Origin of the sequence: Cellulomonas sp. NS3 (assembly GCF_024757985.1) — a bacterium.
Classification (GTDB): domain Bacteria; phylum Actinomycetota; class Actinomycetes; order Actinomycetales; family Cellulomonadaceae; genus Cellulomonas_A.
Window position 1 is genome coordinate 1,271,515 of sequence record NZ_CP103289.1, and the last position, 16,201, is coordinate 1,287,715.

Sequence of the window (16,201 nt, forward strand, 5' to 3'; positions counted from 1 at the left end):
CCGCGGCCGACGCCGGACCTCGCCCACGACCTCACCCGCGACCTCACCCCGGACGTCTGTCGCCGGGTGCGCGTCGCCTCTGAGACGATGGGCCCATGAGCGATCCCGAGGTCGACATCCGCCCCGTGAGCGACGCCGAGTCCGGCGAGCTGCTCACGCTGCGTCGCGCCGCGTTCGTGAGCGAGGCGCAGATCTACGGTGACCCGAGCATCCCGCCGCTGACCCAGACGCTCGACGAGCTGCGCGCCGACCTCGCGAACCCCGACGTCATCACGCTCGGCGCGTGGGCGGGGCACCGGCTCGTCGGCTCGATCCGCGTGCTCCTCGAGGGCACGCGCGCGACGCTCGGCCGCCTCGCCGTCGCGCCCGACCTCCAGGGCCAGGGCATCGGCACCCAGCTCCTGCTCGCGATCCTCCCGCACCTGCCCGAGGACACCTCCGAGGTGTGGGTCTTCACGGGCCGCGACTCGGTGCAGAACCTCGCGCTGTACGAGAAGCACGGCTACGAGCACGAGCACGACCGCACGGTCGGCGACCTCACGTACGCGTACCTGCGCAAGATCCTGGGCGACAGCGCGGCGGTCTGACGTCGCGGGCGCGGGTCGCTGCCCGCGTCCCGCACGATCCGCACACCCAGCGACCGGACGCGTTGCCGCGGCGCCGCGTCCGGTTGCTAGGCTGTCCGCGTCGCGACTGGCGCAACGGGTGGGTCACCACCGGGGAGCGACGAGCAGCAGCAGACTTCGGGTCGGACGCCTGGGCCCCCGGTCACCACACCACTCGTGTGCGTGCCCGTCCGTGTGCCGGGAGAGACCACGCACCCGCTGACTGCGAGGAGAACCATGAGCCTGCTCGACCAGAACCTGTCCGAGCTGGACCCCGAGATCGCCGCCGTCCTCGACGGCGAGCTCGCGCGGCAGCAGGGCACGCTCGAGATGATCGCGAGCGAGAACTTCGTCCCGCGTGCCGTGCTCCAGGCGCAGGGCTCGGTCCTGACCAACAAGTACGCCGAGGGCTACCCCGGCCGCCGGTACTACGGCGGCTGCGAGCAGGTCGACGTCGCCGAGACGCTCGCGATCAGCCGCGCCAAGGAGCTCTTCGGCGCGGAGCACGCGAACGTCCAGCCGCACTCGGGCGCCACGGCGAACGCGGCGGTGCTGCACGCGCTGATCAACGCGGGGGACAAGATCCTCGGCCTCGAGCTCGCGCACGGCGGCCACCTCACGCACGGCATGAAGATCAACTTCTCGGGCAAGCTCTACCAGGTCGGCGCGTACGGCGTGGACCCCGAGACGTTCCTCGTCGACATGGACAAGGTGCGCGAGAAGGCGCTCGAGCAGCGCCCCGACGTCATCATCGGCGGCTGGTCCGCGTACCCGCGTCAGCTCGACTTCGCGGCGTTCCGCTCGATCGCGGACGAGGTCGGCGCCAAGCTCTGGGTCGACATGGCGCACTTCGCGGGCCTCGTCGCGGCGGGCCTGCACCCGAGCCCCGTCCCGCACTCGGACGTCGTGTCCTCGACCGTGCACAAGACGATCGGCGGCCCCCGCTCGGGCTTCATCCTGAGCCGTGAGGAGTACGCCAAGAAGATCGACTCGGCCGTCTTCCCGGGTCAGCAGGGCGGCCCGCTCATGCACGTGATCGCCGCCAAGGCGGTCTCCTTCAAGGTCGCGGGCACCGAGGAGTTCAAGGACCGCCAGCAGCGCACGCTCGACGGCGCGCGCCTCATCGCCGAGCGCCTCACGGCGGCCGACGTCACGGGCGCCGGCGTCTCGGTGCTCACCGGCGGCACCGACGTGCACCTCGTGCTCGTCGACCTGCGGCACTCGGACCTCGACGGCCAGCAGGCCGAGGACCTCCTGCACTCGGTCGGCATCACCGTGAACCGCAACGCGGTCCCGTTCGACCCGCGCCCCCCGCGCGTGACGTCGGGCCTGCGCATCGGCACGCCCGCGCTGGCGACGCGCGGCTTCGGCGACTCGGAGTTCGCGGAGGTCGCCGACATCATCGCGACCGCGCTCGTCGCCGGCGCGTCGGCAGACGTCGAGGCCCTGCGCGCCCGGGTCACGAAGCTCGCGGACGCGTTCCCGCTGTACGCCGGCCTGCAGCAGTACTGACCGCGGTCGGCGGTCGGGCGGTCGCCCCCGGGGGGGCACCGCCCGACCGCCTGCCCGCGCCACCGCACGCCGCCCGACCCAGCCGCCCCCGCGCGAGGAGACACCATGACCGCACAGATCCTGGACGGGACGGCCACCGCCGCCGCCATCAAGGCCGAGCTCACCGAGCGGGTGGCCGCGCTGGCCGCGCGCGGCGTGCAGCCCGGGCTGGGCACACTGCTCGTCGGCGACGACCCGGGCTCGCGCTGGTACGTCAACGGCAAGCACAAGGACTGCGCCGAGGTCGGGATCGCGTCGATCCGCGAGGACCTGCCCGAGACGGCGTCGCAGGACGAGATCGAGGCCGCGGTGCGCCGGCTCAACGACGACCCGGCGTGCACGGGCTTCATCGTCCAGCTGCCGCTGCCCCGGGGCATCGACACCAACCGCGTGCTCGAGCTGATCGACCCGGGCAAGGACGCGGACGGCCTGCACCCGACGAACCTCGGGCGCCTCGTGCTGCGGGTCAACGACGAGATCAGCTCCCCGCTGCCGTGCACGCCGCGCGGGATCATCGAGCTGCTGGAGCGGCACGGCATCGAGCTCGCGGGCGCCGACGTCGTGGTCGTGGGCCGCGGGACGACGGTCGGGCGCTCGATCGGGCTGCTGCTGACGCGCCGCGCGGTCAACGCGACGGTCACGCTCACGCACACCGGCACGCACGACCTCGCCGAGCACACCCGGCACGCCGACGTGATCGTCGCCGCGGCCGGCGTGCCGAGCATCATCACGGCGGACATCGTCAAGCCGGGCGCGGTCGTGATCGACGTCGGGGTCTCGCGCGTGCCCGACCCCGAGACGGGGAAGAGCCGGCTCGCGGGCGACGTGCACCCCGAGGTCGCGGAGATCGCCGCGTGGATCTCGCCGAACCCGGGCGGGGTCGGCCCGATGACGCGCGCGATGCTGCTGAGCAACGTCGTGGACTCCGCGGAGCGCGCTCTCGGCGCCTGACGCCCGCGTCGCGACCGCGTGACGACCCCCGCCGGACGGCTGCGTCCGGCGGGGGTCGTCGTCGTTCCCGGACCGGACGGGCAGCCGCGGGGGAGATCTCGGCACGGGGACGGTGCGGCACGTCGACGTGCGACCGGGTCGCCCGTCGGGGCAGGGCGACGAATGTGACGGACCGGTAACTTTCCCGGTCCGGTCCGTGCCGGAACGACCGGGATGTGAGATGTTCACACCGGGTTCACCTCCCCCGTACACCCGCGTCGATCGGCTCCCGTAGATGTGTGCCGCCGACCGCTCGGGGTCGGCACCTGCGCCCCGTCCGCACGAGGACGGACGCGCCCGGACTCGTCGCGGCACGTCCGCGCTCGAAGGGATCGACGCATGCACCTGTCCCACCCCTGGCTGCGGCGCTCCGCCGTCGCCGCTGCCGCCACCGCGGCACTCACGCTCCCCGGGGTCGCCCCGGGGTACGCCGCCGTCGCACCCGACGCCGCGGTCGTGATCAACGAGGTCTACGGCGGGGGCGGCAACACCGGCTCGGTCCTGACCCACGACTTCGTCGAGCTCTACAACGCGTCCGACGCCCCCGTGGAGCTGTCCTCGTGGTCGCTGCAGTACGCGTCCGCGGCCGGCACGCTGTGGAGCGGGTCCATCCCGCTCACGGGCACGGTCCCCGCGCGCAGCACGTACCTCGTCCAGGCGGCGACGCAGACGGCCGGGACGGTCTCGAACCTCCCGACCCCCGACGCCACGGGCACGGTCAACCTGTCCGGGACGAACGGCAACGTGGCCCTCGTCTCGTCCGCCACCCGGCTCACCTGCGCGACGACGGCGTGCGCGAGCGACCCGGCGGTCGTCGACCTCGTGGGCTTCGGCACAGGCGCGGCGTTCGCGGGCGCACCCGCCCCGGCGCCGAGCGCGACGACGTCGATCGCGCGCACGGGCGCGGCCAACACCGCGGACAACAAGGCCGACTTCACGGCGGGCGCACCGACGCCGGCGGGCACGGGCGGCACGCAGCCCACCCCGGAGCCGACTCCCACCGCGACGCCCACCCCCACGGCGACGCCCACGCCCACCCCGACGACCGCCCCCGAGCCGATCGCGATCGCCGCGATCCAGGGCACCGGCGCGGCGAGCACGTACGTCGGCGCGAGCGTCACGACGCGCGGCGTCGTCACCGCCGCCTACCCGACCGGCGGGCTGCGCGGGTTCGTCATCCAGACGCCCGGCACGGGCGGCCCGACCGACCCGGCGACGCGCACGGCGTCCGACGCGCTGTTCGTCTACCAGCCCGCGGGCGTCACGGCGACCGTCGGCCAGCACGTCGAGGTCACCGGCACCGTGGCCGAGTTCAACGGCCTGACGCAGGTCACCGCGTCGACGGTCACGCCGCTCGCGGCGGCCGAGCCCGTGACCCCCGCGGTCGCGCCATGGCCCACCACCGACGCGCAGCGCGAGACGCTCGAGTCGATGCTCTACGCCCCGGCGGGCGCCTTCACGGTGAGCAACACGTACTCGACGAACCAGTACGGCGAGGTCGGGCTCGCGTCCGGCGACCGCCCGCTGATCCAGCCGACCGACGTCGCCGCCCCCGGCTCGCCCGAGGCCGCCGCGGTCGCCGCGGACAACGCCGCACGCGCGGTGGTGCTCGACGACGGCGCGACGACGAACTTCCTGACCGCGGCGAACTCGTCGCAGACGCCGCCGTACGTCTCGCTGACCGACCCGGTCCGCGTGGGCGCCCCGGTGGTGTTCACCCAGCCGCTGATCGTCGACTTCCGGAACTCGACCTGGAAGCTCAACCCGACGAGCCAGGTCACGGACGCGACGCCGCTCGCGGAGCGCACGCAGTTCACGAACACGCGTGCCGCGGCGCCGGACGCGGAGGCGCTGGGCGCCGCCGACCTGCGGGTCGCGTCGTTCAACGTGCTCAACTACTTCACGACGCTCGGCGCGGACACCGCGGGCTGCTCGCCCTACCGGGACCGCACCGGGGACGGCGTGACGGTCGACGAGTGCACCGACAACGGCCCGCGCGGCGCCTGGGACGGCGGCGACCTCGCCCGCCAGCAGGCCAAGATCGTCGCGGCGATCAACGCCACGGACGCGGACGTCGTCGGTCTCATGGAGATCGAGAACTCGGCGGCGCTCGGCGAGCAGGCCGACGAGGCCACGCAGACGCTCGTCGCGGCCCTGAACGCCGCGGACCCGTCCGCGGGCTGGGCGCACGTCCCGTCCTCGGGGGACCTGCCGGACGCGAGCGAGCTCGACGTCATCACGAACGCGCTGATCTACCGGACGGGCTCGGTCGAGCTGCTCGGGGAGGCCCGCGCGCTCGGCGACCTCAGCGACACCGGCGAGGCGTTCGCGAACGCCCGCGAGCCGATCGCGCAGGCGTTCGTCCCGCTCGGCGGCGGCGAGCCGTTCCTCGTGGTCGTCAACCACTTCAAGTCCAAGGGCTCGGCGGGCCCGCTCCCGGGCGACGCCGACGCCGGCGACGGCCAGGGCGCGTCCAACGCGTCGCGCGTCGCGCAGGCCACGGCCCTCGCCGCGTGGGTCCCGACGGTGCTCGACGACTACACGACCACCCCGGTCGAGGCCGTCGCGCTCGTCGGCGACTTCAACGCGTACACGCGCGAGGACCCGCTCGAGGTGCTGTACGACGCCGGGTACACCGACGTCACCGCGCACTTCGGCACGGGCGAGTACTCGTACAGCTTCAGCGGGCTCGCGGGGTCGCTCGACCACGTGCTCGTCAATGAGGCGATGCTCGCGCGCTCGACGGGTGCGGACATCTGGGAGATCAACGCCCCCGAGTCCCTCGCGCTCGAGTACAGCCGGTACAACTACCACGGCACGGTCCTCACGGACGCGAGCCCGTACCGGTCCTCGGACCACGACCCGGTGCTCCTCGGCATCACGGCCGCCGCTCCTGCGGAGACCACCGAGCTGACCCTGCTCAACCTCAACGACTTCCACGGGCGGATCGACGCCAACACCGTGGCCGTCGCGGGGACCATCGAGCAGGAGCGCGCGGCGCACGGCGAGGACTCGACCGTGCTGCTGTCCGCGGGCGACAACATCGGCGCGTCGCTGTTCGCGTCGTCGGTCCAGCGGGACCAGCCGACGATCGACGTGCTCAACGCGCTCGACCTCCGCGCGTCGGCCGTGGGCAACCACGAGTTCGACGGCGGGTTCGCCGACCTCGTCGACCGCGTCGCCGCCGACCGGACCAACGCCCGGTGGGCGTACCTCGGCGCGAACGTCTACCTCGACGGCACCACGACCCCGGCGCTGCCGGAGTACGAGATCCTCGAGGTCGCCGGCAAGCGGCTCGCCGTCGTCGGCGCCGTGACGCAGGAGACGCCGTCGCTCGTGACGCCGGCCGGTGTCGCGGGCCTCGACTTCGGGGACCCCGTCGACGCCGTCAACCGGGTCGTCGCGCAGCTGAGCGACGGCGACGAGGCGAACGGCGAGGCCGACGTGTTCGTGGCCGAGTACCACGAGGGCGCGGGTGCGGGCACGCCCGACGGCGCGACCCTCGAGGAGGAGGTCGCCGCGGGCGGCGTCTTCGCGAAGATCGTCACGGAGACCGACGCCGACGTGGCGGCGATCTTCACGGGCCACACCCACAAGCAGTACGCGTGGGACGCCCCGGTCCCCGGCCGCGAGGGCCAGACCCGCCCGGTCCTGCAGACCGGCTCGTACGGCGAGTTCATCGGCTCGATCACGCTGACGGTCGACAACGACACCGACGCGCTCGTCTCGTACGAGGCGAAGAACGTCAAGCGCACGACGACCCCCGCCGCCGAGCTCGTCGCCGCGTACTCGCGCGTCGCCGAGGTCAAGGCGATCGTCGACGCGGCGCTCGAGGTCGCCAAGGTCGAGGGCAACAAGGTCGTCGGCAGCATCTCCGCCGACATCACGACCGCGTACACCGGCACGACGAGCGGGGACCGCGCGTCGGAGTCGACCCTCGGCGGGCTCGTGGCCGACGCGCTCAAGGCCAGCCTGAGCGACCCGGCTCGTGGCGGCGCCCAGATCGGCGTCGTCAACCCCGGCGGCCTGCGTGCGGACCTGTTCGCGACGCAGTCGTCGTACACCCCGCCGGGCCCGGCCGCGGACGGCCAGATCACGTACGCCCAGGCGAACGCGGTCCTGCCGTTCCTCAACAACCTGTGGACGGTCTCGCTCACGGGCGAGCAGTTCGTGACGCTCCTCGAGCAGCAGTGGCAGCGCGACAAGGACGGCAACGTGCCGTCGCGCCCCTACCTGCAGCTGGGCCTGTCGGACAACGTCACGTACACGTTCGACCCGGCGCTGCCCGAGGGCGACCGCATCACGTCGGTCACCGTTGACGGTCAGCCGATCGACCTGGAGGCGTCGTACCGCGTGGGGACGTTCTCGTTCCTCGCGACGGGTGGCGACAACTTCCGGGTGTTCACGGAGGGCGCGGACCCGCGCGACTCGGGTCTCGTCGACCGCGACGCCTGGATCTCCTACCTCGGCGCCAACCAGCCGGTCTCGCCGGACTTCGCGCGGCAGTCGGTCCAGGTGACCGGCCTGCCGACCGAGGCGACGCAGGGCGAGACGGTCGCGTTCGACGTGGCGAAGCTGGACCTCACGTCGCTCGGCAGCCCGGCGAACACGTCGCTCACCGCGACGTGGGCCGGGAGCGCCGCGGCGCCCGTCGAGATCCCGGTCTCGGGCGGGGCCGCCTCGGTCGAGCTGGCCGTGCCGGACGACGTCGAGGGCGAGGTGCTGCTCACGCTCGTGGCGGCGCCGTCGGGCACGACCGTGACGATCCCCGTGACCGTCGAGGCGGGCGGTCCCGTGGCCACGGTGCCGCCGGGCCGTGCGACGCTCGTGAGCGACAACGGGTGGGACACCGGCCTGCGGGACGGCGACTACACCATCTCGGCCGCGCTGTGGTGGGGCCAGAACGGCACGACGTTCCGCCTGTTCGAGAACGGGGTGCTGATCGACACGCAGAAGGTGACCGACCGGTCCCCGCTCCCGCAGTTCGCCTCTGTGCAGGTCACCGGCCGGGCGAACGGCACGTACGTGTACACCGGCGAGCTCGTCAACGCCGCGGGCACGACCGCGACCACGTCGGTCACGGTCAAGGTCACGGACGCCAACCCCGGCAAGCCGTCGCTCGCGCACGACAACTGGGACGGCGACGGCTCGTACACCGTGACCGCCACGAAGTGGTGGGGCACGGCGGCGAGCGAGTACCGGCTCTACGAGAACGACGTCCTCGTCGACACGCAGGCGCTCACGGGCACCGGCCCCGGCGCGCAGTCCGCGTCGACGGCGTTCACCGGCAAGGCGGCGGGCACGTACCGCTACCGCGTCGAGCTCGCGAACGCCGCAGGGACGACGAGCAGCAACGAGATCACGGTCAAGGTCAAGAAGAAGTCCTGACCGTGGGGGAGTGACCCGGCGGTGAGTGCCGGGGACGGGGTGTCGGTGCCGGGAGGCGCCGGCACCCCGTCGCGCTGTCCGGGGCCGGCGTCCGCGGGGTGTGACCGGCGTCGCGCTCGCGGGGGTCGGGGGCTGTGGGTGGCATGGGGTTGGATGGTCCGGTGCTGACGATCGCGACCGTGAACGTGAACGGGATCCGTGCCGCCTGGAAGCGCGGCATGGGGGACTGGCTCACGACCCGCAAGCCCGACGTGCTCCTGCTCCAGGAGGTCCGCGCGCCCGACGAGCTGCTGAGCGACTTCCTGCCCACCGCCGAGTGGGACCTCGCGCACGAGGCGTCCGAGTTCAAGGGCCGCGCGGGCGTCGCGATCGCCTCGCGACTGCCGATGTCGGCGATCCGCATCGGGCTCGCGACGGGGAACGCCTGCGACACCGGGCGCTGGGTCGAGGCGGATCTCGAGGTCGCCGCGACCGACGACGCCCCGGCGCGCACCCTCACCGTCGTCTCGGCCTACATCCACTCCGGCACGGTCGGGACGCCGTCGATGGAGGAGAAGTACTCCTTCCTCGAGGCGGTCACGGCGCGGATGGCGGCCATCGCGGACGCCGGCGGCCTCGCGGTGGTGGCGGGCGACATCAACATCGCGCACCGCAACGTCGACCTGAAGAACTGGAAGGGCAACCAGAAGTCCGCGGGCTTCCTGCCCGAGGAGCGCGCCTACCTCGACCGCTGGTTCGACGACCTCGGCTGGCGGGACCTCGGGCGCGAGCACGGCGGGGAGGGCCCCGGGCCGTACACCTGGTGGTCGTGGCGCGGGCAGGCGTTCGACAACGACGCGGGCTGGCGGCTCGACTACCAGATCGCGACGCCCGCGCTCGCGGACCTGGCGCGCAGCGTCGAGGTGGACCGCGCCGACGCGTACGCCGCGCGGTTCAGCGACCACGCCCCGGTCGTCGTGGGGTACGAGCTCTAGGTCCCCGACGACGGGCCCGTGGGCCCGGACGGCTCCGCGGGGCGGGAGCGCGAGGGAGGTGCGGCAGCCGCGGTCGCCTCGGCGCCCGGGAGCTCACGCATCCCGAGGAGCGGCGACGCGAGCACGGGCACGGCGGCGAGCGTCACGCCCGCGACCGCGAACCAGAGCGTCGGCAGGACGCCCACGGTGCTCCCGAGCCAGCCGCCCACGAGCGCGCCGAGCGGCATGCTGCCCCAGACCACGAACCGTACGGAGGCGTTCATGCGCCCGAGCAGCGTCGGCGGGCACAGCCGCTGCCGGAAGCTGACCTGCGCGACGTTGTAGACGACCACCCAGAACGACAGCAGCGCGCCGCCCGCGACGAGCGGCACCTCGGGCGGGACCCCGAGGTCGCGCAGCGGTGACGCGAGCGGCGTGAGCGCGTAGGCCGGGGCGAAGAACAGGGCGCTGACCGGGATGATCCGGCCCTCCCCGACCCACCGCGCGAGCCGGTCCGCGAGGAGCGCGCCGAGGAGGCCGCCGACGGCGCCGGCGGAGAAGACGAGCCCGAGCCCCGCCGGGTCGAGCCCGAGGTGACGCAGCGCGTAGAGCACGACCAGCGCCTCGCCGGCCGCGTGGAACATGTTGCCGAGCCCGGTGCAGGCCACGATCCGGCGCAGCAGCGGCTGGTGGACGACAAACCGCAGCCCCTCGGCGATCGCGGCCCGCAGCGGCGGGTGCTCACCGCGCGCGGGCAGGTCCTCGGTGTGACGGATCCGCCCGACGGCGAACGCCGACACGAGGTACGTCACGACGTTGACGACGATGAGCAGCGGGGCGGAGATGACCCGCAGCAGCGCGCCGCCGATCGCCGGCGCGGCGACCATCGCGACCGACTGCGTGGCCTGGAGCTTGGAGTTGCCCTCGACGACGTGCTCGAGGCCCACGAGCGCGGGGACGTAGCTCTGGTGGGCGATGTCGAAGAAGACGCTCGCGCAGCTGAGCACGAGCGCGGCGCCGTACAGCAGGCCCATCGACGCGTGTCCCGTGAGCGCGAGCGCGACGACCGCGGCGAGCACGACGGCCCGGACGAGGTCGGCGGTGATGAGGACGCGCCGCTTGCGCATGCGGTCGACCCACGCGCCCGCGGGCAGCCCGATCACGAGGAACGCGGCGGTCTCCGCGGCACCGAGCGCGCCCATCTGCCACTCGGTCGCCCCGAGGTGCTGCACCGCGAACACGGGCAGCGCGAGCCCGGTGAGCTGGGCGCCGAGCTGGCCGAGCGCGTCGCCGGTCCACAACCGCCGGAAGTCGGGGTGGAACGCGAGCGAGCGCCGCCGGGCCGCTGCCGGGGCTGCGGGCGGTGGAGGAGCGGGGTCCGGGCCGGGGGAGCCGGAGGTGGTCACGCACGCAGCATGGCCTCACTGATTGGGAAGTGTCAATCAGTGACTAGGATCGTGCCGTGGCCGGTGACGAGCGCGACGCGGAGACACGCGAGCGGGACGCCGACGCGCGCGCCCTCGCCTCGACTGTGCGCCTGCGCATCCTCCGGCTGTGCCTCGACGAGGCGCTCACCAACCGCGAGCTCGCCGAGCGGCTGGGCCGCAATCCCGCGACGACACTGCACCACGTCCGCACGCTCGTCGACCGCGGCTACCTCGCCGCGGAGCCGGTCCGGCGCGGCGCCCGCGGCTCCCGCGAGGTCCCGTACCGGGCGACGGGCCGGTCCTGGCACTCACGCCGGCCCAACGCGTTCAGCCGCGTGCTCATCGACACGTTCCTCGAGGAGGTCGCGCTCGCCGACCCGGACAGCGTGGGGACGACGCGCCTCGGCGTCCGGCTCGACGCCGCGGGCAAGGCCGAGCTCGACCGGCGCGTCCAGGAGCTCTTCGACGAGCTCGCCGCACGGCCGAGCGACCCGGACGGCACGCCGTACTCGATCTTCTACGCGATCCACGAGGACGCCGGGCGCCTCCGGCGCGACCGGCCCGCGGGCTGACCACGCACCGACGGGCTCAGATACCCCCGCGCAGCGCAGCGATCGGCTCGATGGCCGCGGCCTTGAGCGCCGGGTAGATGCCCGCGAGCAGCCCGATCACGCCGCCGGCGAGCGCCGAGAGCAGCACGACGACCGTGTCGAGGATCGGCGTCCACGACTGCACGGCGGACACCACGACGACCGCCGCGACACCGACGGCGGCACCGATGAGCCCACCGAGCAGCCCGACGACCACGGACTCGACCACGAACTGCGCCCCGATGTCCCGCCGCGTCGCGCCGAGCGCCCGCCGCAGCCCGATCTCCCCGACGCGTTCCATCACGGACAGCAGCGTGACGTTCGCGATCCCGAGGCCGCCGATGAGCAACGCCACGGCGCCGAGCGCGAGGAAGATCGCGTTGACGTCGGCCTGGACGCTCTCGCGGACCGTCGAGCCCGCCGGCGGGACCTGGACCTTGAACCCGTCGGGCGCGTTCGGGTCGAGCGCGACGGGCACCTGCTCGCCGACGACGGGCCCGGCGCCGACCGCGATCCTGATCTGGAGCTGGTCGGGCGACGTCAGGTCGAAGTCGGCGCGCGCCGTGCCCTGCGGCAGGAGCACGGCGTCGACGAGCTCGCCGCGCCGCTGCACCCCGTCGACGATGCCGATCACCGTGTACGAGGTCTCGCCGATGAAGACGGACGGCTGCCGGTCGACGCGGTGCACGCCCAGCCGCTCGGCGGCCCGTGCCCCGAGCACCACGACGCGGTCGGCCCGGGCGTCGTGGCCCGCGTCGAAGTAGCGACCGGTGACGACCTCGCCGCGGACCGCGTCGAGCAGGCCGGGCGACGTCGCCACGACCGGGATGGCGACGCCCGCTGGCTGCGACGGGTCGTTGACGGGGACGGCGGTGACGGCCGCGCCCGCGACGTCGACCTCGGCGAGCGTGCCCGCCGCCTCGACGCCCGCGAGGCGTGCCGCCCGCTCCTCGGCGTCCCACGGCAGGCGAGCCGTCGCGCGCTCGGTGCCGTCCGCCCCGCGCGTCGTCGCCGGTGCCGCCACGACCTGGGTCGCCGCGACGGCGTCGAACTGCCGGTTGATCTGGCCCGCGGCGGTCTGCGCGAGACCGACGGTGACGACCACGGACGCGATGCCGAGCACCGTCCCGAGGATCGTGAGCACGAGCCGCCCGGGGCGGGCACCGATCCCGTAGGTCGCCTCGGTCAGCAGGTCCCGGACCGAGAACCGGTCGGCCCCGCGCACGTCGTCGCGGGCGTGCGACCGCCGCACGCCCGCCAGGACGCTCATGCGAGCTCCGTGAGCGTGCCGTCGGAGATCCGGACCCGGCGCTGCGCGCGGGCGGAGACGGCCGGGTCGTGCGTGATGACCACGAGCGTGAGGCCGTCGGCGTGCAGCTCGTCGAAGAGGTCGAGCACGCCCGCGGAGTTCGTCGTGTCGAGGTTGCCGGTCGGCTCGTCGGCGAGCAGCACGCGCGGCGAGGCCACGACGGCGCGCGCGACCGCGACGCGCTGGCGCTCGCCGCCCGAGAGCACGGTCGGCAGGAAGCCGGTCCGGTGCGAGAGGTGCACCCGGTCGAGCGCCTCGAGCGCCCGGTCGCGGCGCTCGGCGCGCGGCACGCCGCTGTACAGGGTCGCCAGCATGACGTTGTCGAGCACGGTCCGGTGCGGCAGGAGGTGGAAGGCCTGGAAGACGAAGCCGATCCGTCCGCCGCGCAGGGCCGAGCGCTCGCGCTCGGACGCCGTGCCGGTCGGGACGCCGTCGAGCAGGTACTCGCCCGACGTGGGCCGGTCCAGGAGGCCGAGGATGTGCAGCAGGGTCGACTTCCCCGAGCCCGACGGGCCGATGATCGACACGTACTCGCCGCGCTCGATGCGCAGGTCCGCCGCGTGCAGGGCCTCCACGGGCGGGTCGCCCGGGAACGCGCGGGTCAGCGCGGCGAGCTCGATGACGGCGGGCGCCGGCTCCTCGACCGGCGCCTCCCCGAACACCTCGAGGACGGTCATCCCGCCGAGGCCTCGGTGGCCGTCGGGCTCGGGCCGCCGGCACCCGCGGCGCCGCGCGCACCCACGACCACGAGGTCGCCCTTGGCCAGCTCGACGTCGGCGCCCGTGATCTCGACGTACCCGCCCGCGGCGAGCCCGGTCTCGACGGTGACGAGCCTGCTCTCGTCGTCCGCGCCGAGGACCTCGACGCGCGACTCGCCGCCCGGGCCGGCGGTGAGCGCGGCGATCGGCACGGCGAGCACCTCGCCGCCCGTCGAGCTCACGGGGATCCGCACGCGCACGTTCGTGCCCTGCAGGAGCGTGAGCTGCTCGGGGGTCAGCGCCCCCGGCGTGAGCGTCACGGTGTACCGGCCGCCACCGGCGCCCTGCCCGCCGGCGTCGCCCGAGCCGCCGCCCGCCGGTTCGCCCTCGGCGCCGGCGTCCCCGTCGGAGGACCCGGCGTCCTGGACGCCCGCGGCGACCTCGGCGACGGTCACCGGGATCTCCGTGCCCTCGACGGTGATCGAGCCCACGGTCCCGACCGTGAGCAGCTCCGCGTCGGCGCGCGCGGCCGAGGCGACGACCTCGAGGGAGGCGCCGGAGACCGTCATCACCGGGCCGCTGATCGTGCCCCCGCGCTTCACGGTGACCTCGTCGACGCGGCGCGGGAGCGACGGCAGGAAGACGACCTCGCTCGCGGGGAGCGTGGTCAGCACCGCGGTCTGCGCCTCGGCGAGCGCGGTCTTCGTCTCGGTCACCGCACGCTGTGCCGCGGTGACCTGCGCCTTCTCCGCCGAGGTGTCCGGTGCCGCCCTGGCCTCGTCGCGTGCGGCGACCGCCGCGTCGAGCTCGCCCTGGGCACGGGCGACCGCGCTCTGGCTGCACGTGGCGGCGCCGGTCTCCCCGTCGGGGCTCACCGGCGCTGGAGCGTCGCACAGCGCGCGCGCCTCGGCGAGCTGCGCCGTCGCCACGGTCACCGCGGTCTCGAGAGCGATGAGCTCGGACGCCAGCTTGCCGCCGCCGGCCTTCGACAGCGCACGCTGCGCCGTCGCGAGCTGCTCCTGGGCGTCGCGGTGGGCCGACGTCGCGACCGTGACCTGCTCCTTCGTCTCCTTCGACGGCGCCGGGGCCTCGTAGCCGATCTTCTGGTACAGCGCCTCGACCCCGCGGGCCGTCGTCGCGTCGAACGTCGGGTCGGCGGGGTCGCCGCCCTCGATCCCGAGCGCGCGCAGCGCCGCCTTGAGCTGGCTCACGTCCGGCCCGGTCACCCCGGCGCGCAGCGTGCGGTACGTCGGCAGGTCGCCGGGGAGGACGACGACCGGGCGCCCCGCGACCTCGAGCGCGATGCTCGCGGCGTCGAGGGCCGCGCCGACCTCGGGCACGTGCCCGGTGACGACCGCGGGACCGTCGGCGTCGCCGGTCTCGATCCGCACCTCGGCGGGGTCGTCGTAGACGGCGTCGCCCCGCAAGGTCACGTCGTTCGCGATGACCCGGCTCTCGACGGGGACCGTGATCGGCCCGGCCTCGGGTGGTGCCGCGTCGGCCGCGGCCTGGGCCGGCGACTCGATGAGCCGGCTCAGGCCGAGGCCCGCCGCGAGGCTCACGGCGGCCACGACCGCCATGACCCAGATCGTCCTGCTGCCCCCTGCGTGCTTCACGTCGTCGCGCCGTCCTCGTCGGTCAGTCGCCCTCGGTCACTCGCCGTCGGCGGTGGAGTACTTCTCGGCCCAGGCGTCGAGCTCGGCCTTGTGCTGGTCCACGAACTCCTGCTCGAGGGCGAACTGCACCTCGCGCGCCTTCTTCTCGTGCTCGGTGGACTTCTTGCAGCGCGCGTCGGCGACCGCGGTGGCGATTTCCTTCTCCTTGAACTCCGCGACCGCGGCGGGGTCCGGCTCGGGCGCCTCCTCGGTCGTCGTCGACATGAGCGTGCTGAACTCCTCGGAGATCGCGTTGATCGCGTCCTCGGGGGTCGCGAAGTCGGCGTACCCGGCGTCCGCCATGCACGTGGCCCAGGCGGCGTTCGCCTCGGCCATCTTCGGGTCGCTCGTGGCGCGCTCGTACAGCGCCGTCATCTCCTCCTGGAGGCTCGCGAACTCCGGGTCGGCCCACGCCTGACCCTGCTCGTAGACCTCGTGCTGCGCCTTGCCCTGGCAGCCCTGCGTCGTCCAGTCGCCGGCGGGCGCGTCGCCCTCGGCTGTCGCCGCCTGGTCGCCGAACAGCGCGGCGTAGTACGCGGCCTGCTCCTGCTCCGACATCGCGGCGACGTAGTCGGCGTTGGGGTCGACCCACTCCTGCTCGCCCTCGGTCGGCGTCTCGTACGAGGTCGACATGCCGTACCCGTTCTCCGCGGCGTACTCCTCGGTGCCGTAGCGGTCGGCGTCCTCCTGGTCCTCCTCGATCGTCTCCGTGACGGCCGACATGTCCTGCTGCGTGTACTCGAAGCCCTGCTCCCGCATGCAGGCGGCGACGATCTCCTCGGAGCGGCGACCCATCTCGGACCAGTCCTGGTCCTCCATGCTGCCCATGACGTCGTCGAAGTAGGCGCTGAGCGGCCCGTCGCCGTCCTCGCTGACCGTCGTGGCGTCCTTCGGGTCCTTGTCGGAGCTGCACCCCCCGACGAGCAGGAGCACGGTGCATCCGACCGCTGCTGCGGCGGTGGTCAGGGTGTGGGTCCTCATGAGGCTGCCTTCCTCGGCGTGCGACGGCGTTCCGTTTCCTCCGGGAACGTACCG

11 protein-coding genes and 1 riboswitch are annotated in these 16,201 nt (G+C 74.0%); of the genes, 6 read left to right on the forward strand and 5 right to left on the reverse strand.

Annotation, left to right across the window (positions count from 1 at the left end; translation table 11 throughout):
• Nucleotides 1–95: 95 nt before the first annotated feature.
• The 5 genes from NXY84_RS05975 to NXY84_RS05995 all read left to right on the forward strand — a co-directional run bounded on the left by NXY84_RS05975 (nucleotide 96) and on the right by NXY84_RS05995 (nucleotide 9,508).
• Complete coding sequence (locus NXY84_RS05975) at nucleotides 96–587, forward strand: GNAT family N-acetyltransferase (protein ID WP_258726208.1); 492 nt, start codon at nucleotides 96–98, stop codon at nucleotides 585–587.
• Nucleotides 588–679: 92 nt separating this feature from the next.
• Nucleotides 680–769: riboswitch (ZMP/ZTP riboswitch) on the forward strand.
• Between the two features lie 73 nt (nucleotides 770–842).
• Nucleotides 843–2,117, forward strand: coding sequence for a serine hydroxymethyltransferase (glyA, locus tag NXY84_RS05980; protein WP_258726209.1), 1,275 nt, complete (start codon nucleotides 843–845; stop codon nucleotides 2,115–2,117).
• Nucleotides 2,118–2,222: 105 nt separating this feature from the next.
• Nucleotides 2,223–3,107, forward strand: a complete 885-nt coding sequence (locus NXY84_RS05985; RefSeq protein WP_258726210.1) for a bifunctional methylenetetrahydrofolate dehydrogenase/methenyltetrahydrofolate cyclohydrolase — start codon at nucleotides 2,223–2,225, stop codon at nucleotides 3,105–3,107.
• Nucleotides 3,108–3,485: 378 nt separating this feature from the next.
• A complete protein-coding gene (locus tag NXY84_RS05990) occupies nucleotides 3,486–8,534 on the forward strand; it encodes an ExeM/NucH family extracellular endonuclease (RefSeq protein WP_258726211.1) in 5,049 nt (1,682 codons plus the stop codon).
• Between the two features lie 161 nt (nucleotides 8,535–8,695).
• Nucleotides 8,696–9,508, forward strand: coding sequence for an exodeoxyribonuclease III (locus NXY84_RS05995; protein ID WP_258726212.1), 813 nt, complete (start codon nucleotides 8,696–8,698; stop codon nucleotides 9,506–9,508).
• Here the strand turns inward: NXY84_RS05995 and NXY84_RS06000 are convergent.
• Nucleotides 9,505–10,893: an MFS transporter gene (locus tag NXY84_RS06000; protein WP_258726213.1), complete on the reverse strand. Its 1,389-nt coding sequence runs from the start codon at nucleotides 10,891–10,893 to the stop codon at nucleotides 9,505–9,507. The genes NXY84_RS05995 and NXY84_RS06000 overlap by 4 nt on opposite strands.
• Before the next feature lie 56 nt (nucleotides 10,894–10,949).
• Here NXY84_RS06000 and NXY84_RS06005 point away from each other — a divergent pair, with 56 nt between their 5' ends.
• A complete protein-coding gene (locus NXY84_RS06005; RefSeq protein ID WP_258726214.1) occupies nucleotides 10,950–11,486 on the forward strand; it encodes an ArsR/SmtB family transcription factor in 537 nt (178 codons plus the stop codon).
• Between the two features lie 16 nt (nucleotides 11,487–11,502).
• On the opposite strand, the gene NXY84_RS06010 is transcribed toward NXY84_RS06005, so the two are convergent.
• The 4 genes from NXY84_RS06010 to NXY84_RS06025 are packed head-to-tail and all read right to left on the reverse strand — an operon-like array spanning nucleotide 11,503 to nucleotide 16,147.
• Entirely contained in the window at nucleotides 11,503–12,774 is a 1,272-nt protein-coding gene (locus tag NXY84_RS06010) for an ABC transporter permease (protein ID WP_258726215.1), read from the reverse strand.
• Nucleotides 12,771–13,490, reverse strand: coding sequence for an ABC transporter ATP-binding protein (locus tag NXY84_RS06015; protein ID WP_258726216.1), 720 nt, complete (start codon nucleotides 13,488–13,490; stop codon nucleotides 12,771–12,773). Before NXY84_RS06015 ends, NXY84_RS06010 begins: the two co-directional genes overlap by 4 nt.
• On the reverse strand, nucleotides 13,487–15,127 hold the full coding sequence (locus tag NXY84_RS06020) for a hypothetical protein (protein WP_258726217.1): 1,641 nt from the start codon (nucleotides 15,125–15,127) through the stop codon (nucleotides 13,487–13,489). The genes NXY84_RS06015 and NXY84_RS06020 overlap by 4 nt, the downstream gene beginning before the upstream one ends.
• Nucleotides 15,128–15,163: 36 nt before the next feature.
• Complete coding sequence (locus NXY84_RS06025) at nucleotides 15,164–16,147, reverse strand: hypothetical protein (RefSeq protein WP_258726218.1); 984 nt, start codon at nucleotides 16,145–16,147, stop codon at nucleotides 15,164–15,166.
• Nucleotides 16,148–16,201 lie beyond the last annotated feature (54 nt).